24 protein-coding genes are annotated in these 21790 nt (G+C 37.1%); 20 read left to right on the forward strand and 4 right to left on the reverse strand.

The window, feature by feature from the left end:
- Positions 1-158 precede the first annotated feature (158 nt).
- On the forward strand, positions 159-1079 hold the full coding sequence (locus DS031_RS16710; protein WP_181833204.1) for an ABC transporter ATP-binding protein: 921 nt from the start codon (positions 159-161) through the stop codon (positions 1077-1079).
- On the forward strand, positions 1076-2176 hold the full coding sequence (locus DS031_RS16715; protein WP_113807203.1) for an ABC transporter permease: 1101 nt from the start codon (positions 1076-1078) through the stop codon (positions 2174-2176). Before DS031_RS16710 ends, DS031_RS16715 begins: the two co-directional genes overlap by 4 nt.
- A gap of 145 nt (positions 2177-2321) precedes the next feature.
- Here the strand turns inward: DS031_RS16715 and DS031_RS23785 are convergent, their stop codons facing one another.
- The 3 genes from DS031_RS23785 to DS031_RS16720 form a co-directional block, all read right to left on the reverse strand.
- Complete coding sequence (locus tag DS031_RS23785) at positions 2322-2474, reverse strand: hypothetical protein (RefSeq protein WP_181833200.1); 153 nt, start codon at positions 2472-2474, stop codon at positions 2322-2324.
- A 342-nt stretch (positions 2475-2816) separates the two neighbouring features.
- Positions 2817-2975 carry a hypothetical protein gene (locus tag DS031_RS23790; RefSeq protein WP_181833201.1) on the reverse strand — a complete coding sequence of 53 codons (159 nt, stop codon included), beginning with the start codon at positions 2973-2975 and terminating at the stop codon, positions 2817-2819.
- Positions 2976-3473: 498 nt separating this feature from the next.
- Positions 3474-3926, reverse strand: coding sequence for a DUF2269 family protein (locus DS031_RS16720; RefSeq protein ID WP_113807204.1), 453 nt, complete (start codon positions 3924-3926; stop codon positions 3474-3476).
- Positions 3927-4247: 321 nt separating this feature from the next.
- Between DS031_RS16720 and DS031_RS16725 the strand changes: the two genes are divergently transcribed.
- From DS031_RS16725 to ftsW, 14 genes are all read left to right on the forward strand, one after another.
- Complete coding sequence (locus tag DS031_RS16725) at positions 4248-4634, forward strand: VOC family protein (RefSeq protein ID WP_181833202.1); 387 nt, start codon at positions 4248-4250, stop codon at positions 4632-4634.
- 201 nt (positions 4635-4835) lie between these two features.
- The gene (locus DS031_RS16730; RefSeq protein WP_113807206.1) at positions 4836-6293 is read left to right on the forward strand and encodes an RNA-guided endonuclease InsQ/TnpB family protein; all 1458 of its coding nucleotides are present in this window, start codon (positions 4836-4838) and stop codon (positions 6291-6293) included.
- 298 nt (positions 6294-6591) lie between these two features.
- Positions 6592-6771 carry a small acid-soluble spore protein H gene (locus DS031_RS16735; RefSeq protein ID WP_113807207.1) on the forward strand — a complete coding sequence of 60 codons (180 nt, stop codon included), beginning with the start codon at positions 6592-6594 and terminating at the stop codon, positions 6769-6771.
- 234 nt (positions 6772-7005) lie between these two features.
- Complete coding sequence (locus DS031_RS16740) at positions 7006-7263, forward strand: HPr family phosphocarrier protein (RefSeq protein ID WP_113807208.1); 258 nt, start codon at positions 7006-7008, stop codon at positions 7261-7263.
- Between the two features lie 305 nt (positions 7264-7568).
- On the forward strand, positions 7569-8582 hold the full coding sequence (locus DS031_RS16745) for a TRAP transporter substrate-binding protein (protein WP_181833203.1): 1014 nt from the start codon (positions 7569-7571) through the stop codon (positions 8580-8582).
- A 126-nt stretch (positions 8583-8708) separates the two neighbouring features.
- Entirely contained in the window at positions 8709-9194 is a 486-nt protein-coding gene (locus tag DS031_RS16750) for a TRAP transporter small permease (RefSeq protein ID WP_113807210.1), read from the forward strand.
- Complete coding sequence (locus DS031_RS16755; RefSeq protein WP_113807211.1) at positions 9191-10468, forward strand: TRAP transporter large permease; 1278 nt, start codon at positions 9191-9193, stop codon at positions 10466-10468. Before DS031_RS16750 ends, DS031_RS16755 begins: the two co-directional genes overlap by 4 nt.
- A 155-nt stretch (positions 10469-10623) precedes the next feature.
- The gene (locus DS031_RS16760) at positions 10624-11640 is read left to right on the forward strand and encodes a LacI family DNA-binding transcriptional regulator (protein WP_113807212.1); all 1017 of its coding nucleotides are present in this window, start codon (positions 10624-10626) and stop codon (positions 11638-11640) included.
- Positions 11641-11906: 266 nt separating this feature from the next.
- Positions 11907-12665: a sugar phosphate isomerase/epimerase family protein gene (locus tag DS031_RS16765; RefSeq protein ID WP_113807213.1), complete on the forward strand. Its 759-nt coding sequence runs from the start codon at positions 11907-11909 to the stop codon at positions 12663-12665.
- Between the two features lie 19 nt (positions 12666-12684).
- A complete protein-coding gene (locus DS031_RS16770; protein WP_113807214.1) occupies positions 12685-13635 on the forward strand; it encodes a sugar kinase in 951 nt (316 codons plus the stop codon).
- Between the two features lies 1 nt (position 13636).
- The gene (locus tag DS031_RS16775) at positions 13637-14923 is read left to right on the forward strand and encodes an MFS transporter (RefSeq protein ID WP_113807215.1); all 1287 of its coding nucleotides are present in this window, start codon (positions 13637-13639) and stop codon (positions 14921-14923) included.
- Positions 14920-15570 carry a 3-hexulose-6-phosphate synthase gene (hxlA, locus tag DS031_RS16780; RefSeq protein ID WP_113807216.1) on the forward strand — a complete coding sequence of 217 codons (651 nt, stop codon included), beginning with the start codon at positions 14920-14922 and terminating at the stop codon, positions 15568-15570. The genes DS031_RS16775 and hxlA overlap by 4 nt, the downstream gene beginning before the upstream one ends.
- Positions 15567-16115: a 6-phospho-3-hexuloisomerase gene (gene hxlB / locus DS031_RS16785; RefSeq protein ID WP_113807217.1), complete on the forward strand. Its 549-nt coding sequence runs from the start codon at positions 15567-15569 to the stop codon at positions 16113-16115. Before hxlA ends, hxlB begins: the two co-directional genes overlap by 4 nt.
- A 380-nt stretch (positions 16116-16495) precedes the next feature.
- Entirely contained in the window at positions 16496-17698 is a 1203-nt protein-coding gene (gene ftsW / locus DS031_RS16790) for a putative lipid II flippase FtsW (RefSeq protein ID WP_113807218.1), read from the forward strand.
- A gap of 114 nt (positions 17699-17812) precedes the next feature.
- On the opposite strand, the gene DS031_RS16795 is transcribed toward ftsW, so the two are convergent.
- The gene (locus DS031_RS16795; RefSeq protein ID WP_113807219.1) at positions 17813-18655 is read right to left on the reverse strand and encodes a carbonic anhydrase; all 843 of its coding nucleotides are present in this window, start codon (positions 18653-18655) and stop codon (positions 17813-17815) included.
- A 348-nt stretch (positions 18656-19003) separates the two neighbouring features.
- On the opposite strand from DS031_RS16795, the gene DS031_RS16800 reads away from it, so the two are divergent.
- The 4 genes from DS031_RS16800 to DS031_RS16815 all read left to right on the forward strand — a co-directional run bounded on the left by DS031_RS16800 (position 19004) and on the right by DS031_RS16815 (position 21493).
- Positions 19004-19315, forward strand: coding sequence for a hypothetical protein (locus tag DS031_RS16800; RefSeq protein ID WP_245947489.1), 312 nt, complete (start codon positions 19004-19006; stop codon positions 19313-19315).
- A gap of 42 nt (positions 19316-19357) precedes the next feature.
- Complete coding sequence (locus tag DS031_RS16805) at positions 19358-19588, forward strand: hypothetical protein (protein ID WP_113807221.1); 231 nt, start codon at positions 19358-19360, stop codon at positions 19586-19588.
- Positions 19589-20306: 718 nt separating this feature from the next.
- The gene (locus tag DS031_RS16810) at positions 20307-20861 is read left to right on the forward strand and encodes a glucosaminidase domain-containing protein (RefSeq protein WP_113807222.1); all 555 of its coding nucleotides are present in this window, start codon (positions 20307-20309) and stop codon (positions 20859-20861) included.
- Between the two features lie 200 nt (positions 20862-21061).
- Positions 21062-21493 (forward strand): GNAT family N-acetyltransferase, encoded by a 432-nt coding sequence (locus DS031_RS16815; RefSeq protein ID WP_113807223.1) that lies wholly within the window; start codon positions 21062-21064, stop codon positions 21491-21493.
- Positions 21494-21790 lie beyond the last annotated feature (297 nt).

Below are 21790 nucleotides of genomic sequence, written 5' to 3' on the forward strand. Positions count from 1 at the left end.
CTTATGATTTGGATGGAATTTTAATTATTCTAAGTTTCATACAGCTTCACGTTTGCAGTTTTTTTAAAGGCATCAAGAATACTATTAAAAATTATGAAACTTTTGAAATTTGAGTTAATATTAGGGTGTGTATGTAATGAAAGAGGTGGGTGATGATGATGACAGAAAAGATGATTGAAGTTGACGGCTTAGTTAAGCGATACGGCAGTCATACAGCTGTGAACGGTGTAAAGTTTAGTGTAAATGCCGGGGAAGTGTTTGGTTTACTAGGACCAAACGGCGCTGGGAAAACGACGACGATTGAAATGCTTGTTGGACTAAGAAAGCCGGATGAAGGAACGGCAAGACTGGCTGGATTTGATATTCGTAAAAAAATTAATTCAGTGAAAGAAGTGATCGGTGTTCAGCTCCAATCAACATCTTTGTTTGAATTATTAACGGTTGAAGAAATTATGAAAATGTATGCGAGCTTTTATCCAACTCACGTGTCGATTCCACAGTTAATTGAGGATATGCTGTTAACGGAAAAGAAAAAGGACCGCATTAAAGGATTGTCAGGCGGGCAGAAGCAGCGGCTGGCGATTGCGCTTGCGATTATACATGATCCGAAAATTGTCTTTCTTGATGAACCAACAACAGGACTCGATCCGCAGGCAAGACGAACATTATGGAACATTATTGAAAACTTAAAAGCGCGCGGCAAAACGATTGTACTTTCAACGCATTATATGGATGAAGCGCATGTACTTTGTGATCGGATCGGCATTATGGATCAAGGCGAGCTGATTGCACTCGATACACCGACAGCGCTCGTGAAAAGTCTTCAATCCGATAATGCCATTGACTTTTCGTTAGATGAAGGAGTCGATGCGGACTTTTTACATATGCTTGAGGGTGTGAAGCAGGTAAGTACCCAAAATAACCGCTATGTACTTTATACCGATTCGCTTCAAGTTACGTTAACAAACTTAATTCAACATACTTCAGAGCAAAACATTATGCTGCATGACCTGCAAACGAGAACAGCGACATTAGAAGATGTGTTTATACATATGACAGGAAGGAGTTTACGAGAATGAGAGGATACGGACAGTTAACATTAGCACAGCTTCGCATCTTTGCGCGCAATCGCCAAGTGCTCTTTTTCACATTGCTTTTTCCTCTTATTCTGATGATTGCACTCGGATCATTGGTTGGAAGCGGCAGTGGTATATCAATTTCTTTAACGATTGTGAACAATGACAAGACAGATGCTTCAGAGGAGCTGGTGGCACTTTTACAAGAAAATGAGGCAGTAAATGTGGAAGTGTCTGATGATTTACAAGGGGCACTGTCTCGTTTAGAAAACGGGGAAGGGGAAATCGTTCTTGAAATTCCAAAGGATTACGGAGAAACGATCACTGCTAGAACCGAAAATGATCCGGCCTACTCAATACCTGTCTACTACAATGAAACGAACTTAGCAGCGTCCGAGCTTGGATTAACCGTTGTAAGCGCGGCGCTTGATACGTGGAGTAAAAAGATGACGAACTACAATCCGATTGTTGAAATCGATTCAAAAGGCGTAAGGGCCTTAGAGATTGAGTACATCGACTTTCTTGTACCCGGCATTGTAGCAATGATGATTATGAGTAACAACATGAACGGTGTTGCCGGCCAAATTTCAGCTTGGCGTGAGCGCGGCATTTTACGACGGATGCAGGGGACAAGACTAAAGGCATCGACTTTCATTGCGGCGCAAATTACAGCGCGTCTTGTCTTAAATGGCCTTCAAGCGCTGATCGTTCTTCTTGTGGCGAGCTTTATTTTTGGTGTGAGCGTTAACGGCTCGTGGCTTTCGTTAATCGGTTTTGTCATATTAGGAACGCTCGCGTTTATGTCGATTGGGTTTATTATCGCAGGGATTGCGAAAAACCCTGAAAGCGCGGGACCAATCGCAGGATTTGCCTCATTTCCAATGCTCTTTTTAGGCGGTGTCTTTTTCCCGATCAGCAACATGCCGGAGTTTTTGCAGCCGTTTGTAAAAATTCTGCCAATCGCCCATTTAAGTACGGCACTGCGCGAAACGATGAATGTCGGGACACCAATTACAGCGCTTTGGCTTGAAGTATTGGTGCTCGGTTTATGGCTTGTTGGCGGGTTCTTCATTGCGAGCCGGACGTTTAAATGGGAATAAGGAAGGAATGCCTCGCTTAAAAAAGAATGTTATTTTCTCTTCGGCAATACGTGAGAAAATAACATTCTGCTTTTTTGTATCTTGAAAGAGAGGGAGTAGAGTTCTAGAGGGTGTAATACCTGCCCATTTGTCAGTCACTTACGTTTTATACAGCGATCTCCGCATGTGCTGTCCTTTTATTTTCTTCAAGCCAAGTGTTTCGTTGATATTCTTTTGTAAACGTTGGCTCTGTCATAGCGTCTTCGAGAAAACATAAATCGGTAAGCAGTTCATAATATTGTTGAGTTGATTCAAGCACTTTCATTCCGCCTTTCTTAATAAAAAATGAAAGCTATGAAAGATAAAAACTAGCATAAATAAAAGATCGGTTTTTGGATTAGACAAAATGATGTTATACGTATTAAAGAAGAATATGGTTTGCGCAGTCGAGGACTAAGTATGTTCAAATATCGTGTTAAGAGCAGCTAAAAGACCTCAATAAAACGAAAAAGGGCAGGTCTGCTCACAGCAGGTGATGTCTGCCCAACATTAAAAAGGTGGTATCCATAACATTCTTGGATTTGCTTCTTAATCTTGGCATTTAAAGAGGAAGAGTAGTTTTCTAGTAAGTGTTTGTGCACGAGAAGTAATGCTGTCATTATTAAATATATGGATTTAAAAAGGTTGGAAAAAACTCTTTGTTCCTTTTTCCAGCTTGCTTATGATGACTTCCGCTGAATACTTTTACTCTTGAGTTTCTTTTCTTTTGATTTTTGTTTGGCCTAAACGACAATCTCGTTGTAAAACGATTTCGCTTCATTTCGCTCACTCCTTAATTGGTTTTTTGAAATTTCTTCTAAAGAGCTGTATTCACACAATTAATGATAAAGGGAGAGCTATACTGCTTGTCTAAACAGTGTTACTGAAACGTTCTTTGCCAACAGCAAAACCTTTTGATGCACTGATTTTACTTCGCTTTACCGAGAGTGGCGATTTCACTTGTGGTTTTGTTATCTCCTCCTTTTTAAAATTTTAGCTGCTATTTAATCTCAAACCATCACCTCTTTCTGCTTATTTTTTATTAGCACTCTACTTAGTAGATTGCTAACTTTACTTATAATTATTTTGATTTTTCTTAATATTTCAAGGCAAGAAAACGTGAAATATCGACTTTATAACCTAAATTATAAAATTTATCTCTATGTTTCTTAATTTTTCTTAAAATTTCTTTGTTTTTCATATGCTTTTATTTTTAGAAAGGAACTGAAAAAGCCCCGCCATTCATGCTCGAACGGCAGGGCTTTTGAATAAGAAAAACTTAAAATGGTTTTAATGTCATCAGAACAATTAAAACAATGGCTGATAAGTGCGCTAACCCGTTAATTGGCGCCATTTCTTTTCCAATCTTCGTATATTCCTCAGGAAGATCCTCCCCTTTATGACTTTCAAGAAGTTCACGTTGACGAGCCATTTTTTTCGGAAGAATCCCAGCGACAATTGGTTGAATCGCAACATAAATAACGAGTGAAGCAATGTACCAAATTTTTTTGAATAAATAAGGAGATAAAATTCCTAAAATAATTCCGGTAACTAAAAGGGTAATGCTTTCGATTTTTACTGGCTTTTCAACTTTTTCGTTAACAGCCAGCGCAAATTTTGCTTGAGATACTGTCTTCGGGGCGTTCATCAGAATAGGCAAAGCAAAAGCTGCACCTAATTCCGCCACTGCTGCAATAATATGTAAGAGTAACACGATGCTGTAAATGGACATGTTTTCACCTCCTTTGATGATTTAGTGTATGAAAAATACTAAACTATTATAATATAAAAAGATTGGGATTAAAATGTAAATATTGTATTTTTTTATTTTTTATCCAAATAATTGTATTTAAATGAAATTTTTGTATGGATAAGGTTGGTCACAGGTAAAAGCGTTCTAAGAAGATATCTTGGATGAGCCGGAATATGATATCGTAGACATGAAAGCTTTTTTAGAAGTATTCTGCTCTATTCAATAAACAGCTGCCGAACGCAAAACGAACGAAAAAACTAGTTAGAAAGAATAGGTATGGGAAAGGAGATGCAGTACTTAATGATTAAACGAGTTGAACACGTAGGAATTATCGTATCTAATATGGAAGAATCGATTAACTTTTACTGCAATCTATTCGATTTTAATGTTGAAATGAAACAAAACACCGGCAAAAAGGAGCTCGTATTTTTATCGCATTCCGGACTGCCGGGATTTGAAATTGAACTGATTCGTGATTTAGAGCAAACAAATGACTATTCAGAGCACGGATTAGTTAATCATTTGGCATTTGTTGTCGATGATATTGAAGATGTAGTCGAGTGCTGCAAACAAAAAGGAGTGAATTTGGAAGTCGGTAAAATAAAGCGCGGCATGAAGGGTCGGAAAACGATGCGTTTTAAAGGACCTAATGGAGAAGTGCTGCAGTTAGTAGAGGAAAGGAAATAGTATATCAGTAGGAAGGAAAAGACTATTTTTACCTTTCTATCAAGGATGTTCAGAGTACCCCTTCTTCAAGCGTGAAAACGATAAGGAGGGGGTGAATGGACAGGTCTTCATAGGTCTTACTCCTTATTTTTTAGAAAAAGAGGCCTGAATCTTCGTTCGAGAACAAATGTTTGGTATAATGATCTTAAAGGGGGTGAAATCATGGAAAAAGGAAAAGAAACGCAGTATAAAACGCATCAAATTTGGATTAAAAAAGGACATCGGATGTATCCTTATTTTAAAGAAATGGCCCAGAATGCTAAAAACATGACCAACACCACAAACTTTTACATCCGACAAGTGTATACAGGTTTGACGCAGGAAAAAGACCTTCAACCGCTGCAAAAAGAAGTCCTAGAAATCATTGAGGAAAATCTTGATAACATGAATGGCGTGCAGAAATCCTCTTACGTAAAAAAGACTGAGAAAGAAAAAACAAAACCGAAAGAACAACAAAAATCATTCACTTGTCATGTATTTGAAGCCCCTTCGAAAGCACATCCTTATGTGGATTACAACTTCTTAGATTGTTTATTTAAAGTGACCGCTCAACACGATTATCGTTCCCTTCCTACGCAAACAAGTCAATCGATTATGAAAACCGTTTTTCAGAACTGGAAATCTTTTTTTTCGAGTTTAAAAGAGTATAAGAAAAACCCAGGTAAATACAAAGGAAGACCGAGAATTCCCAAGTACAGCCGTGCTCAGGAAAAAGAAGTGGTGTTTACGAATCAAGATTGTGTGATCAAAGAAAAGAAGTTTTTAAAATTTCCTAAAACAAAGGAACGATTAAACATTGGAAAACTGGGAGCTGGAGAAGGAAAGCTGAAACAAGTTCGGGTCATTCCTAAATACGGACAGTATGTCGTTGAATTAGTTGTGGATGTGCCGTTGAAAAAGGAAGAATATCAAGAAATCAACCGTTTAATGGCGATTGATCTAGGAATTGACAACCTTGCGACCATGGTGACGAATACAGGAAGCGGACCTGTATTAGTCAAGGGCAAGCATGTCAAATCCATTAATCAGTATTATAACAAAATGAAAGCTCATTATTTTGGCATTTTAAGACGGGGAAAGGAGCCAAACGAAGGGCCTTTTACATCGAACCGGTTGGAAAAACTACATCAAATCAGACATCGCAAACTGAAGGATCTTTTCCATAAAGTCAGCTTTTCCATTATGAAACATGCCCAAGAAGAGAACATTGATACGGTCATCATCGGCAAAAATAAGGACTGGAAGCAGTGTTCAACGATGGGGAAACGAAACAACCAATCGTTTGTAAGCATTCCGCACAGCTTGTTCATTCGTATGATTCAATACAAAGCGAAGGAACAGGGAATCAAGGTCATCTTAACCGAAGAATCGTATACGTCCAAAGCGAGCTTCTTGGATGGAGATGAGATTCCAACTTATGGGGAATGCGAGACAAAGAAGACGTTTTCCGGAAAACGGATCAAAAGAGGGTTGTATCGTTCGAAAGCAGGAATTATTATCAATGCCGATGTAAACGGAGCAGCGAACATTTTGAAAAAAACGTTTCTACGTTTAAAAGGAGAAGATATTTTTCATAAAGAAACCATTCATGTATGGCATCCGCAATCAAAAATTGTCTAAAAGAAGTACCGAATGCATGGAAAACATGACAAACGGTATAGAGGGGTTGGGCGTTTTCAGCACGCCGCTGTGTCAACTCCACTAGTGTTAAGCTTGATGGCACTTAAAAGGTGTAAGAGCCATTGAGAAACATTAGAAACCCCCACTTCAACCGTAGGTAAGTGGGGGAGGTTCATAAATTAATCCTTTAAAAAAACATTCTCTAAATTCAGCGGTTCTTAAATCAAATAAGTATATCTAAGGGAATAAGAGCAAATATTATAATTGTTGCAAATTCAAAATAAAAGGAGGAAGAGAAATGAATGCACAACGAGCACAAGAAATTGCGTCTTCGTCAGCTATGGCTAATGTAACTTATAATGGACAGCGTATTTACATTGAGCATGTGGATCAACAAAATGAAACAGCTACAATTCATGACCTAGACAACCCGAATAATAAACAAAGTGTTTCTGTTTCCAGCTTACAAGAACAGTAATTTGTGAAGAGTTCCCTCAATGACATTTTAGATGAAAAACAAAACTATTTTGCCCGACTTTTGCTAATAAAGGTTGGGCAAAATTTATATCTTCTGTTTTCACCGCTTCATCAAAAGAAGTAAGATGTAATTTTTTTTATAAAAAACACTTGAAAAACGCTTACATCTTCCCTATAATAAAAACAAGAAGTTAATAAACCGGTTTAGTAAACCGGTTTATAGAAAGGGGAAGCGATGAAAGAAGTAAAAGAGGAAATTGTTGTTCATATTTCTGAAACACAAACAATTATTGAGCTTAGCCAACTGCTGCAGCCATGTCAAGCGGAAGTGTACTTGAAGAAAGTTGTCCAAGGATCTGTTATTGAAGTGAATTTAAAAAGCTTTCTTGGATTGATTACACTAAAACTTCAAAATGGTGACAAGCTTACAGTACGCGCTTTAGGCGAAGATTGCGAGAAAGCACTAATGAAAGTAACCGCATTTCTCACCTAAAAGGGGTGAATCATTTCTAATTTGTTTATCTTTTTATAAACGTTAACAGAAAGGGTTTTCTTATAAAAAATACTGTCTCATAGATTTATAAAAATTTATCTTTCAGTAACTAAACATGTTTACTAAACCGATTTACTTAAAGGTCGATATTCGACGACAGCGAAACTATTAAACTTTGCAAGAAGGCTACTAGTAGTTAAGAATCACCCAAAATGAAACCGCTTAATAAACCGTTTAAGCGAAATTATTTTTACTTAATCGATGTTAATCATATAAAAATTAATATATTAAAGGGGCATTATATGATGAAAAAACTATTCTCAAAATTAAGCTGTGGTTTATTAATGATTTCCATGCTGGCTGCGTGCGGCAGTCAAGAATCAGCAACAACTGGAAGTGAAGCGGAAAAGTCAGTAAAAATTATTGCCGCCCACGTAACAGATGAAGGAAGTCCGTATCAAGTCGGAATGGAGAAATTTAAAGAAGTGGTTGAAGCAGAAACAAACGGCAGTGTAACAGTAGAAATTCACCCAAACGGCGAGTTAGGCGGAAATGAAGATGAACTCGTACAAAAAATGGCAACAGGCTCTGTTGATGTGATTGTATCGTCTCCAGGATTTATGGCGCAAACAGCACCAGAAGTAGATTTTTTCGCAATGCCGTACATGTTTGCAAGCTATGATCATTGGAATACAGTGGTTGATAGTGAAGTTGGTCAAGCTGTTTCAAGCAAAATTGAAGAAAAAACCGATTTTAAAGTACTCGGCTATTGGAGTGCAGGAATTCGCAACTATTACGGACAAAAGCCTGTTGAAAAGCCTGCCGATCTTAAAAATGTAAAAGTTCGTGTTCAAAATTCTCCGGTTGTAAAAGATACGTGGAGTGCATTTGGAGCGCAGCCTGCACATGTTGCTTGGAATGAATTATATCAAGCATTACAAAATGGTGTTGTGGATGCAGCCGAAAATGATTTCACAAACTATTTCTTAAGCAAGCAGTATGAAGTGGCACCAAAGATGTCTTTAACAGAGCATGATGTAGCGACGCGTTTATTCTTTATGACAAGCACGAAATTTGAAAACCTATCAAAAGAACAGCAGGAAGCCGTGATTAAAGCTGGTAACGAAGCGTCAAAAGCGGAACGTGAAGCAGATTTAAAGCTTGGTGAAGAATATAAACAAAAACTGCTTGATGAAGGTGTGGAAATTAATGAAGTAGAAAAAACACCATTCGTTGAAAGCACAGAAGAAATTCGTGTTCAAACAGCTGAAAAACTAGGAATGTCTGAGCTTTATGAAAAAGTAAAAGAAACAAAATAAAAGGTGCATCTTAAAAGGAAAAGGTGTGATTCTCCTCACTTGGTATATAGCAGATTTTACATCATGTTGAGGAGGTCAGCTTCACCTTCATTAACTTTTTATTATTAAACATAAGAGGGTGTTTCAATGAAGCGATTTGTTAATTTGCTGGAGTATGTTCAGCTTCGTTTAGCGGCATTGTTTTTAGTTGTCTTTATCGTATGCGTTATTCTTGGTGTAGTAAGCCGTTATATTCCGGGTGTGTCGATTTTGTGGACAGGAGATGTGGCAACCTATTCGTTTATATGGACTGTTTTTCTAGGGGCTTCTGTTATGGTAAAGCACCGCAAGCATTTTAATATGGGTGCTTTAAAAGAAAAGTTAACAGGTAAAAAACTGCTTATCAATAACGTTCTTATTCAAGTGATTATTATTTTATTCAGCTTCGTCATTATGATTGATGGTTATAAGTTAACGATGCAGTTTTGGGATTGGTCGTTAAATGCACTTCCACAGGTAAAACAGCGCTACATTTGGAGCGTCATGCCTGTGATGGGGGCAACAATGATTATTTATTCAATCAGCAATCTTTATGAAGATATTCAAAGTTATGTGAAGGGGGAATCAGCATGACAGGTCTTCTATTAGTTGGACTATTTTTATTCCTTCTTATTGTAGGTGTACCGATTGCGTTTGTGCTTGGAATTGTCGCTTATGCCGGTATCTTTATGATTGGTGATATTCCGCTTGCGACTGTTGTCCAAAAAATGTTTTCAGGGTTAAATTCGTTTGTACTCCTTGCTGTACCGTTATTTATCTTAGCTGCAAATTTAATGAACCAAGGAAACATCTCGCAGCAGCTGATTAAATTTTCAACGTCACTTGTTGGTCATATTCGCGGGGGACTGGCGCATGCAAATATCGTTGTATCGATGTTTTTTGCCGGTATTTCCGGATCATCAACAGCAGATACAGCTGGTGTTGGGAAAATTTTAATTCCGAGCATGATTAAAGAAAAATACAGTAAAGAAACAGCCGTTGCCGTTACAGCCGCATCTTCTACAATGGGAATGATTATCCCGCCAAGTATTCCAATGGTGATTTACGGAAGTCTTGCAAGTGTATCGGTTGGAAAATTGTTTATTGGCGGCATTATTCCCGGCCTTTCGATTGGAATTGGCATGATGATTATTATTTGGTTTGTTGCGAAAAAAAATAACTATCCGGTTCATGAACGAGTTGGCGTTAAAACGATTTTAGTGGAAGCGGTTAAAAATATCCCGCCATTATTAACGCCCATTATTATTATCGGCGGTATTGTCGGCGGTATTGTAACACCAACTGAGGCAGCGGTACTTGCTTGTGTGTATGCATTTATTCTCGGCTTTTTCGTTTACCGTACAATTAAAATTAAAGATCTTCCGGAAATATTAATGGACACATTAAAGCTAAGTTCGCTTTCATTATTTGCACTAGCGACGGCAAGTGCGTTAGGGGAGCTAATTAGTTACTATAATTTATCATCTTTAATTGCCCAGTTTTTTGAAACATCATTTCCATATCCATGGTTATTCTTAGTAGCTGTCATTTTACTCTTCTTATTTATTGGTACGTTTATGGATACGGTACCGGCGATTATTTTATTCGTTCCGATTATCCTTCCAACAGCGACGGCACTTGGCATCGATCTTGTGCATCTTGGCTTAATTATTATGATTTGTTTAGCGGTTGGCTTAATTACACCGCCGTATGGATTATGTTTACTGCTCGCAAGCTCAATTGGAATGCTTTCGGTTGGGAAAAGCTTTAGAGCAGTTACTCCTTACTTAACAGTTGTATTAGTCGTTATTTGTTTAGTAGCGTTTGCTCCTCAATATGCATTATGGATTACAGACTTTTTAGAATAGCTTCCTTTGTAGAAGGAGTACAGTATCATTAGCCGTCTAACTTTTCATTACTGTTAGACGGCTGAATTGTTTATTTATGGGTTTTTATACCTTATACTAATAATAATAAACCGTTTTATTAAATTCGTTTACTATTAAGAAAAAGGAAGGTACTTATGGCAAAAGTAACAATGGCAGATGTGGCAAAAGAAGCAGGTGTATCAAAAAGCACGGTTTCACAATATTTAAATAAACGCTATGAATATATGGGGCATGATACGAAAAAGCGAATTGAAGAAGCCATCGCAAAGCTTGGCTATCAGCCAAACTTTCTTGCGCGCAGTTTAAAACAAAAACGTACCTCAACAATTGGCATTATTGTTGCCAATATTATGCACCGCTTTTCGACAGAAGTAAGCCGCTCGATTGAAGATTTCTTTCATGAACATGATATTCATGCGATTGTTTGTAATGCAGATGATAATCCGAAAAAAGAAAAGAAATATATTGAAATGCTCCGCGCAAAGCAGGTAGATGGCTTAATTATTTTTCCAACAGGTAAAAATATCGCCCTTTATGAAAGTATGATCAAAGAAAATTACCCAGTCGTATTTATGGACCGCAAAATTGAAGAACTCAACGTAGATACGATTGCGGTTAACAATAAGGAATCGACTTATCATGCTATCAAACATTTTATTGAGGCAGGTCACGAGCAAATTGCGCTCATTACCCCCCCGTTAACAATTAGCTCTCGTATAGAGCGGGTAGAAGGATATAAACAGGCATTAAGCGACCATAATCTTACTCTTAATCCCGATTATTTAAAAAGTGTTGAAATTCCAGCGATTCAAAGTGAGCTTGATAAAATGTTTTCGCTTTCTAAATCTCCGACTGCTTTATTAGCCGGCAACGATTTAGTGTTATTAGAAGTGTTAGCATTTTTAAAAGAAAAAGGAATTAAAGTTCCGCGTGATCTCTCCTTAATTGTATTTGATAATCTTTCATTTGCTCACATATCAGAACCAACGATTACAGCGATTATTCAGCCGGCATATGAAATGGGGAAAAAGGCTGCTGAGCTGTTATTAGCACAAATTATGAAAGAGAATGTCACCACTCCAACAGAACATATTTTTGAAGGTCGCTTAATTGTTCGTAAATCTTCTGAAGGTTATCTTTTCTCTAAATGATCGGAAGTTTAAACGTTAAAAATATAGTCTAAAAAGCCGGATCAATGTTGATCTGGCTTTTTAGAATGGTTCTCTAAAAAAAATAACAAAGGCTCCATATAATCGATTCATTCCAAAAAATAAAAATATCCCTTGAAAAACGCTTTCACCTATTTTATAATCAACTTAACGATTTAATAAACCGGTTTACTAAATCGATTTATTAACTAATGAAGATGAACATCATTCGCTTAAATAGGTAACTAAAAATGAATAGGAGTTGGATTATGAATACTGTTATCGTCCCTACGTCAGTGTATGGTGCCGAAGAGGTGTTAGAAAAAGGCCAGGATTATTTTGTTCCGATTATCGCCCAAGCAGGCAGTATGGGAATTGAAATTAGACGTGAATTATTTCCTAAAGGTGAGCTTCCATTAAAAAAGTTGCGGAATGTGATTAAAGAAAAAGAATTGTTTTCTGTATACTCTGCACCGGTGGAAGTATGGAAGCAAAACGGTGAATTAAACAAAGAAGTGTTAAAAGGAATTTTTTCAGAAGCGGTTGATTTAGGGGTGAATATTGTAAAGTTTTCTCTAGGAAACTACCGCTATGATTGTTCTAATATGACTGAATTGAAAGCGCTCTTAGCAGATTGCCGTTTAGAAGATTACGAGTTAACATTTACGATCGAAAATGATCAAACAAGCTATGGCGGCAGTATTGAAAAGTTATCTAACTTTTTTGAAAATGCAGCAGTATTCTCTGTTCCTGTGAAAATGACCTTTGATATTGGCAATTGGCAGTACAGCGGCGAAGAAGTAAGTGAAGCTGTCAAAGCTTTGGCAGGTTATGTAACATATGTGCATTGTAAACATGTGGAGTCAAAAGACGGAAAATTAATGACACTGCCGCTGCCTGTTGATGAGAAAGCAGCATGGCGGGAAATTTTGCTTTATTTTCCAAACGATATTCCAAAGGCCATTGAATTTCCAATACCTGATACTGAACGAACAAAAGAATATGTTGCGTTAGTTGAAAACGCTTAATAAGAAATGGGGGAGAAAAATGAATACGTTAGATGTTGTAACCTTTGGAGAAGCGATGGCGATGTTTGTTGCTGATGAGCCTGGTGCATTACATGAAGTAAAGCACTATACACGTGCTTTAGCAGGAGCAGAAACAAATGTGGCGATTGGCCTTGCAAGATTAGGCTTTAAAACAGGCTGGGCGAGTAAAGTAGGAAAAGATTCCTTTGGTAAATACATTATGAAGACCCTTCAATTAGAGAATATTAATATTGATCATGTTGTAGAAGATAGGAATCATCCGACTGGTTTTCAGGTGAAATCAAAAGTGTTAAAGGGCGATCCTGAAGTGCAGTACTTTCGGAAAGGTTCAGCTGCAAGCACATTAAGTGTAAACGATTGTAAAGTGTCTTACTTTACATCGGCACGTTACCTCCATATGACCGGCATTCCGCTTGCGTTATCAAGTGAGACAAGAGGTTTTGCAAAACATGTACTGTTAAAAATGAAAGCAAAAGGACGCACGATTTCATTTGATCCGAATTTAAGACCAGCTTTATGGGAGTCGACAGAAGAAATGGTGGAGACGATTAATGAAGTTGCATTCCAAACCGATTGGGTACTGCCTGGTATAGGGGAAGGAGAAATTTTAACAGGCTGTAAAAATCCGAGCGATATCGCTGCTTTTTACTTAGAACAAGGCGTAAAGCTTGTCGTCATTAAGTTAGGTGCAGAAGGCGCTTACTATAAAACAGCAGCAGAAGAAGGAACGATCCCAGGATTTCCAGTTCGAGAAGTCATTGATACAGTAGGAGCTGGAGATGGCTTTGCGGTAGGAACAGTGAGCGGTTTGCTTGATGGTCTTTCCATTCGAGAAGCGGTACTGCGCGGCAATGCAATTGGGGCACTAGCTGTTCAAACCCCAGGAGATAGTGATGGTCTTCCAAACCGTGAAGGATTAACATCTTTTATGCAAACAGGAGTGAACTAACATGAAAAGCCATTTAGCGGGAGCTCGTTGGGTGCGGCTTATTCCTGTGGTGTTTATTACCTATAGTCTTGCTTACTTAGATCGAGCAAACTATGGGTTTGGGGCAGCGGCTGGAATGGCAGAAGATCTTCATATTACTGCATCAATGTCTTCATTATTGGGCGCTTTATTTTTCCTTGGTTATTTTTTCTTTCAAATTCCAGGTGCCCATTATGCGGAAAATAACAGCGCCAAAAAGCTGGTATTTTGGGCATTAATTCTTTGGGGAGGGCTTGCGACAGCAACAGGAATTGCGACAAATGTTTATGCTTTAATTGTGATTCGGTTTATGCTTGGCGTTGTCGAAAGCGCTGTTATGCCGGCGATGCTTGTTTTTTTAAGTCACTGGTTTACAAAAAGGGAACGTTCACGTGCCAATACGTTTTTAATTTTAGGTAATCCTGTAACCGTTTTATGGATGTCAGTTGTATCCGGTTATTTATTGGAATCAGTTGGCTGGAGATGGATGTTTATTATTGAAGGGGCACCGGCTATTTTATGGGCATTCATATGGTGGAAGCTTGTCAATGATCGTCCGAAAGAAGCAAATTGGTTAACAACAAAAGAAAAAAATGAATTAGAAGAAGAGCTGCGAAAAGAGCAGGCCGGATTAAAACCGGTTAAAAACTACCGCGAAGCATTTAAATCAAAAACGGTTGTATTGCTAAGCTTCCAATATTTTTTCTGGAGCATTGGGGTGTACGGCTTTGTAATGTGGCTTCCGTCAATTATTAAAGCAGCTCCGAACATGAGCCTGATTAAAACAGGATGGTTATCTTCTGTCCCATACGTATTAGCAATCGTTTTAATGCTTACGGCGTCTTATTTTTCAGATAAGCTTTCAAATCGAAAAGGATTTGTTTGGCCGTTTTTATTAGTCGGAGCGCTTGCCTTTTATACTTCCTATGCGATTGGGACCAATCATTTTTGGATCTCATTTGCGTTATTAGTACTTGCAGGCGGAGCGATGTATGCACCATATGGACCGTTTTTTGCGATTATTCCTGAAGTGCTGCCGCGCAATGTAGCGGGCGGTGCAATGGCTTTAATTAACAGTATGGGAGCGTTAGGGTCGTTTTTAGGAGCCTATTTTGTTGGTTATTTAAACGGTGTTACAAACGGATTTGGTGCTTCTTATATCTTTATGGCAGGGTCGTTATTACTAGCATCAATCCTAACAATGATGGTCGGAAGCAAGAAGAAAAAATCGGATATGAACGGAAGAAAATTAGAGGTGAAAATACAATGAATATTCAATTAGCATTAGATCGGATGACAATTCCTGAAGCAATACAGTTAACACATGTAGTAAGAGAACATATTGACTGGATTGAAGTTGGTACGTCATTAATTAAAGAATTTGGCATGGAAAGCGTACAGAAGCTGAAAGAAGCTTTTCCTGAAAAAATCATTGTTGCGGATATGAAAACGATGGATAATGCCACATATGAATTTGAAATGTGCTTTCATGCCGGGGCAGATGTGGCAACGGTCATGGGAGTGGCGCCGCATGTTTCAATTGAGACATGCATGGAAGCTGCTTCAAAAATGAATAAGAAAGTAATGATTGATCTTCTTGGTACAACAAACGAGCAGATAAACGCTCTTGCCGTATACAAAGACGCGATTTTTTGCGCTCATGTTAGCAAAGATCAGCAGGAACTAACAGGGAAACGAAATCAATCATTAAATCTTCCTAGTAAACTATTAAATGATTCTTCGTTGGAACTTGCTGCTGCAGGAGGCATTACAATTGATTCATTAAAAGATTTTAAAGATGCTTGTCTTTCTGTTGCGATTGTCGGCTCAGCCATTACAAAAGCCGACGATCCAGCGGCGGCAGCATGCGCATTTAAAGAAGTGATTACAACGATAAAAGGAGAAAAAATGTTATGAGTGAAATCCGTACAATTTTAGCAGAAATAGAATCCGTTATGAAAAAAGTAAATGAGAGTCAGATTGAGGCAGTTACTTCTGCATTTCAATCAAATAAACGCATCTTTGTCGTCGGTGAAGGCCGTTCAGGATTAATGGCAAAGTCATTTGCGATGCGCCTCATGCATCTTAGCGCCAATGTATACGTTGTCGGCGAAACGATTACACCATCGATTGCAGAAGACGATCTATTAATTGCAGTTTCAGGCTCCGGCACAACGAAAAATGTTGTCTGGGTTGCGGAAAAAGCAAAAGAATTAAATTGCTTTGTAATTGGGGTTACAACGAATCCAGAATCTCCATTAGCACATGCCGCTTCAAGCATTCTCCATGTTCCGGCGGCCACGAAATATCGCCGTGATGGTGAATTAAAAAGTATTCAGCCGCTTGGATCTCTATTTGATCAATGTGTTCACATTCTTTTTGATACGATTTGTCTTCGGTATGCGGCATTAAAAGAAGTGGATAATAATCAAGCGTTTAGCAAGCACAGTAATTTAGAATAAAGCTATTTTTATAAACTTTTATAATAAATTGAACTTTTAATCGGTAAAGAGGCTATGATAGAAGGCCTCTTTTTTCGTGCAAATTGACAAATGCCGTTAACACTAGAGATGGCCAATAAAGGAGATCCTCATAAAGTCAGGATAATTGACCTTATGGGGATCTCCTCGTGTTATCTTTCATGTACGAAGAAAACTTATTGTTACAAATTTTAACAAATTAGAGAAGGAGAGTAATTATTGATTCTTTAGCCACAGACAATTTTTTATAAAATGATAAGAATAATATAATGGAGAAGAATGAGGGGAGTAAAATAACTTTAATTTTAAGGAATTTTTAATCATGTTAACTAATTTAATTTTAGTCAAAGAAAGGAATCTCTATGTTTAAACAAATGCTCCGAAATTATGATAAGTCTCTCATTATATCTGTTCTTAGCTTATGTATGATAGGTTTGGTAATGGTTTATAGTTCCAGTTACTATACAGCAATGGTTAGATATGGGGAATCCTCCTCCTATTTCTTTACCCGTCAATTGCTTTTTTTCGGTGTTTCATTGGTTGTATTTTTACTAGCATTATTAGCGCCTTATAAAGTCTATAAAAAATTAATGAAAATCATGCTGCTGTTCAGTCTTTTTCTACTTACAGCTGTTTTATTGTTTGGTAGAACGGCTAATAATGCTCAGAGCTGGATATCCTTTGGTAGTGTCGGTTTTCAGCCTGCTGAGTTTGTGAAACTGGGCTTGATTATTTATCTGGCAGCCATTTATTCCAAAAAGCAAAGTTATTTATCTGACTTCGTAAGAGGGGTTCTGCCGACTCTGGTTGTGATCGTAACCATTTTTTGTCTTGTAGCCATACAACCAGATTTAGGCACAGCAATGCTTATTGTGGGAACCTCTGGAGTTATGATTATTTGTTCCGGGATAAGACTGAAACATCTTATCTTGTTATTTTTACTTGCAATGGCATCCTGTACGATTCTTGGAATCTTCTTATCTGAAGAACAGCTGTCGCGATTTACTGCTGCCTATGATCCGTTTTCAGATCCACAGGGTTCCGGCTATCATTTGATTAATTCTTATATAGCAATTGCTCATGGCGGTATCATTGGCCAAGGGTTAGGAGGGAGTACTCAAAAGCTTGGTTTTCTTCCTGAAGCTCATACCGATTTTATAAGTGCTATCATTGCTGAAGAATTTGGATTTTTCGGTATTGGAATTGTGATTAGTCTTTTAGCATATATTGTCTTTCGTGGATTTTTCATTGCAATCCGCTGTAAGGACACTTTTGGAAGTCTTTTAGTTATTGGAATATGTGGAATGATTGGAATTCAATCGATTGTTAATTTAGGAGCAGCGACTGGTTTGCTTCCAATTACCGGTGTTCCTTTACCTTTCATTAGTTACGGTGGTTCCTCACTTCTTTTATTAATGATGGCGATGGGAATTGTGATTAATATTTCTTCATTTGTCAACATGGAACGAAAAAAACCTGATATGATACAAAAGAACAGTTCAGATCGTTCTCTAAAACTAGTTAAAAATCAAAACAAGAGGAGAGCGGTAAGCAGACTTCCATAGTCCGATCCTTCATTCATGATTCAATAGCTCAAAAACGCCAAGAGTCCCTCTCCTTACTTTGTTGAAGGAGGGGGACTCTTCGCACATTTAAATAGAAAGAATTTTTACTATCTATTATTTTTTCAATACTTCCCGTTCATTTAGAGGTTGGATTGGACGATTGTTATGCGGGAAAATGTTCTGAAAGGCCTCAATTTGTTCTTTCGACATTTCTATTGGTTGTTCAAGTACCAACCATTTTACCCCTTCTGAACAAGGAGGGGTTGTTAAAGAACCGCTGTACTGGAAGGTTGTTTTATTTTCTGGAAGGATGTTTAATATGTCAACGGATTGATCTAATTTTTTTCCTTCTGTTGTTGTTTCCGTTGGCATCTGCTCCCACAATTGCTGCAGCGGTTTGTTTTCTTTCCCTTCTTTAATCATTACACCTAAAACAGCAAGCTTTCCTTCATCATTTTTATGTACAAAATGCAATTCCATCTCAAAATGTTTGTCGTTAAATTGATGTTCACTTGGTGTGTGGAAGTGGAACTGTGCAAGCTGGTATTCTTTCTCACCGATCAGAATAGAATTATTCATTTCAGCAGCATTTGCCTGTATCGTATGACCGTTATTTATTACAGTAAATGTTGTTGGTTCATAATGAATGGTCATATCATCTAATAACTCACTTGCTTGAAGTTCTGAAGTGTCGATATTAATTGGTGATTGTTCTGTTCCATTTGTACATAAAGCATAGTCAGGATGTAATTCACCCCAGTGTTCCGGACCGGTTTCTCCTTCATAAGACCAGTGAACATCTTGTTGTTCAGGTGTTTTATCTTCTTCATGAGTTGGAGCGTTAGCTGTTGTTTCAGCTGGAGCTGTTGTTGATTCTGATTCTTGGTTTTCCTGCGAGCATGCAGCTAACAAAATACATAATAAAAGTGTAAAGAAAAGTTGTGTTTTTTTATTCATGATATACCTCCATATTCCTATGTATCTATTTTCTCCCAATATTCAATGATAGTTGTTCGTTGTGTTGAAGATTTTTTTGTCTTTTGAATAGGAAAAACTTTAATTGGCTACCTTAAAAATTTAATAGGAAGACGGTAATGATTCAAAAGTTTGGTTTGTGAAAGGTTATATTTCTTATATTACGTTAAAATAACAGCTCAATTACAAATGGGTAAAGAATAAATGAATTGTAAGATTTTTGAGGAAAACTTGTATATAATGGCTTTGGATTTGAGGATAGGAGTTGAAAGTCTCCTGTGATCAAATACCTATAATGCTTTCATTTAAAATTGAGAAGGAGGAATGGAAATGAAAACTCTTTGGAAATTAGCGGTGATGGTGTTTGCTGTGATGATTGCTTCAGCCTGCGGTGCAGCGGAGGATCAAGACATGAATGAAGAAATAGCTCCTGAAGAAGAACCTGCAAGTGGGGATATGAATACAGAGGAACCTGCAGTTGGAGAAGAAATGGCACCTGAAGAGCCGGCAAATGGTGGTATGAATACAGAGGAACCTGCAGATGAGGAAGAAGTAGCTCCTGAAGAGCCAGCAAATGGTGATACCGGTACAGAGGATTCTGCAGATGAAGAAATGGCTCCTGAAGAATCAACTAATGAATAATTTAGAAAGTGTTCATCTAGATTTACAAGGAATTGATACTTAATGTTACTAGAATTTTTTTATGAATATGAAATTACAAAGCATGACAAAGTACATTTAAGAGTTAGTAAAGATGTTATAACAATTGAAAAGCTTGTCCGGCAATTGAAAAATGAGAAAACAAAGCAAGAATTAATTAACAAGATAGATGCATTGGGAAGTCATGCTGATAAGGAAATGGTACTTGCTTATTTAAGTGGGATAGCTGAAATGATTAAACTAGGAAAGAAATAGATTTCCAAATTGAAAAACAAAAAATGGTGAACACGTTTTAAAGCTTCTAGATTAATCAATCTAGAAGCTTTTTTAAAACTACGCTGAACATCTGGGAATCTGCAGAATGAAAGTAACAAGCTGTTTATTCTTCAGCATGAATAGTTATCATTAAAGATTGTGATGAAAAATAGCTTAATAGGAATATGAATACTCCCGCCACTTAATTTTCTAACGAAAATTTGAAGTGGGGGTTTCTAACGTATCGAACATTTCTGAACGCTTAACGTTAGTGGAGTTAACAAATTGGCGGTCTAAATACGCCCAACTCCTCTATCCCATTGGTCTTGCCTTTGGGAGTTCTTTTAATAAGCCTACTGCAACATTTTCACACGTTGTGCTAGTCATGTATCACGCATCTTCGGCTTCTCTAGGTTTGAACATTTTACGCAGCAGAGCGTCTTTTCCTGCTACAACCTTATATGTTCAGTTTTCAATGAGCATGTACAAGGATGTACAACTATTATTATATCATTTATTACGTACTTGTGTTCGTAATAAATGATGGAAATTCACCCCCTTCCTACTGATTGGGCTATCGCCCTTCACATTCCTTGAGGAAGGGGTACTCTTTCCAAAAACGATAGAAATAATTCAGGACGGCTTTTGTACTCACAGAAAATGGTTTTATGAGTAATTTAGAAGATAAGAAACATTTATTTTAAAGGAATGATTGACAATGAATAAAATTATGGGCAAAACCGAAGCTTCTTTAGAACAAATGGTGCAATTCTTAAAAGAAAAAGCACCGGCTGCTCCTGAAAATATTGCTCAGTACTACTATGTAATCGGAGAATTAGAGGAAGTCCGTGCTGACGTTGCTCTTGCTCAAGCCCTTCATGAAACAGGTTATTTTCGTTATGGCGGCGATGTTAAGCCTGAACAAAACAATTTCTGTGGACTTGGTGCGACAGGTGGTGGAAACCCAGGACACTCATTTAATTCTGTATTAGAAGGTGTTCTTGCTCAAATACAACATTTAAAAGGGTATGCAGCAGCAGAACCACCTATAACGAAACTGATTGATCCCCGTTATAAATACATCAATCCGTTAGGTAAAGCACCACATGTTGAAGAACTTGCCGGAAAATGGGCTGTCCCGGGATACAGCCGCAGCAAGTACAATTCTCTTGAAGAAGCGATGAAAGCAGAAGATGCTTATGGTCATCAGATCATGAAGAAGGTTGAACTAATAAAGCAAATTAAAGTAGACAAAAAATCAAATACCAAATGAATCTAAGTAATATTGAAAAAATTACAATTCAACTAGATACTTTTTAGAACAATTTTATTCTGGTAAAAATATTATACATGAGGAACGATACTTAAATAAAAAGTATCGCTTTTTCTATTCAAGTAAACTGAAATATAATAGGAAGGCTGATACCTTATAACACATATCGCTTATTTTGAATTTAGATTGAGGATGATAATATGAAAATCAGAGTAAATAAAAAAATAGAAATTGATAAAATGATAGATATATGGTACAAAGGCTCATTAATAGCACATAATTTTATTGATAAGGATTATTGGAAATCTCAGCGAAGTGAGATGAAAGAAACATATTTTCCAATGTCTGAAAATTATGTTATATGCAATAAAAAAGAAGTCGTAGGCTTCATTTCAATGGTAGATAACTATTTGGCTGCATTGTTTATTGATACTAATCATCAAGGGAAAGGATATGGAAAAGAATTATTAAACTTTATAAAAGAACGAAGGACAAATATACAATTGAAAGTTTACAAGAAAAATGATGAAGCAGTTAAGTTTTATTTAAGAAGTGGTTTTATTAAAAAAGAAGAACTATTAGACGAACAGACTGCCGAGGGTGAATTTTTAATGGAATGGAAAAAAGTTTAAATAACATAGGGGAATGATTGTTTAATAAAAATATTGAAAAAGAAGCTAAACCATTGATAAATTAAAGGTTTGGCTTTTATAGATTTCAAAACATTATTTTTATAAATTATTGAACTTTATTTCATTGTTATAGAACTGGGTCTTTTGTTGGGTTAAAGGTTATGATTGTGAAGTTTAAGTTGGTGCTGTTTTCTTAACAAAAAAATGAATAAATGGCCGATTTTTCGGCAGATTGGACGATAAATTGTCTTATTTCTTATCAATTTTATGAAAACGCTTTATTTATTGGCTTTTTTA

The sequence above is a fragment of the Bacillus taeanensis genome, assembly GCF_003318295.1.
Lineage (GTDB): Bacteria > Bacillota > Bacilli > Bacillales > UBA6769 > Maribacillus > Maribacillus taeanensis.

Coding starts and splice junctions, on each gene's coding strand:
- DS031_RS16710 (WP_181833204.1), top strand. CDS start 159: ATGACAGAAAAGATGATTGAAGTTGACGGCTTAGTTAAGCGATACGGC.
- DS031_RS16715 (WP_113807203.1), top strand. CDS start 1,076: ATGAGAGGATACGGACAGTTAACATTAGCACAGCTTCGCATCTTTGCG.
- DS031_RS23790 (WP_181833201.1), bottom strand. CDS start 2,975: ATGAAGCGAAATCGTTTTACAACGAGATTGTCGTTTAGGCCAAACAAA.
- DS031_RS16720 (WP_113807204.1), bottom strand. CDS start 3,926: ATGTCCATTTACAGCATCGTGTTACTCTTACATATTATTGCAGCAGTG.
- DS031_RS16725 (WP_181833202.1), top strand. CDS start 4,248: ATGATTAAACGAGTTGAACACGTAGGAATTATCGTATCTAATATGGAA.
- DS031_RS16730 (WP_113807206.1), top strand. CDS start 4,836: ATGGAAAAAGGAAAAGAAACGCAGTATAAAACGCATCAAATTTGGATT.
- DS031_RS16735 (WP_113807207.1), top strand. CDS start 6,592: ATGAATGCACAACGAGCACAAGAAATTGCGTCTTCGTCAGCTATGGCT.
- DS031_RS16740 (WP_113807208.1), top strand. CDS start 7,006: ATGAAAGAAGTAAAAGAGGAAATTGTTGTTCATATTTCTGAAACACAA.
- DS031_RS16745 (WP_181833203.1), top strand. CDS start 7,569: ATGAAAAAACTATTCTCAAAATTAAGCTGTGGTTTATTAATGATTTCC.
- DS031_RS16750 (WP_113807210.1), top strand. CDS start 8,709: ATGAAGCGATTTGTTAATTTGCTGGAGTATGTTCAGCTTCGTTTAGCG.
- DS031_RS16755 (WP_113807211.1), top strand. CDS start 9,191: ATGACAGGTCTTCTATTAGTTGGACTATTTTTATTCCTTCTTATTGTA.
- DS031_RS16760 (WP_113807212.1), top strand. CDS start 10,624: ATGGCAAAAGTAACAATGGCAGATGTGGCAAAAGAAGCAGGTGTATCA.
- DS031_RS16765 (WP_113807213.1), top strand. CDS start 11,907: ATGAATACTGTTATCGTCCCTACGTCAGTGTATGGTGCCGAAGAGGTG.
- DS031_RS16770 (WP_113807214.1), top strand. CDS start 12,685: ATGAATACGTTAGATGTTGTAACCTTTGGAGAAGCGATGGCGATGTTT.
- DS031_RS16775 (WP_113807215.1), top strand. CDS start 13,637: ATGAAAAGCCATTTAGCGGGAGCTCGTTGGGTGCGGCTTATTCCTGTG.
- hxlA (WP_113807216.1), top strand. CDS start 14,920: ATGAATATTCAATTAGCATTAGATCGGATGACAATTCCTGAAGCAATA.
- hxlB (WP_113807217.1), top strand. CDS start 15,567: ATGAGTGAAATCCGTACAATTTTAGCAGAAATAGAATCCGTTATGAAA.
- ftsW (WP_113807218.1), top strand. CDS start 16,496: ATGTTTAAACAAATGCTCCGAAATTATGATAAGTCTCTCATTATATCT.
- DS031_RS16795 (WP_113807219.1), bottom strand. CDS start 18,655: ATGAATAAAAAAACACAACTTTTCTTTACACTTTTATTATGTATTTTG.
- DS031_RS16800 (WP_245947489.1), top strand. CDS start 19,004: ATGAAAACTCTTTGGAAATTAGCGGTGATGGTGTTTGCTGTGATGATT.
- DS031_RS16805 (WP_113807221.1), top strand. CDS start 19,358: ATGTTACTAGAATTTTTTTATGAATATGAAATTACAAAGCATGACAAA.
- DS031_RS16810 (WP_113807222.1), top strand. CDS start 20,307: ATGAATAAAATTATGGGCAAAACCGAAGCTTCTTTAGAACAAATGGTG.
- DS031_RS16815 (WP_113807223.1), top strand. CDS start 21,062: ATGAAAATCAGAGTAAATAAAAAAATAGAAATTGATAAAATGATAGAT.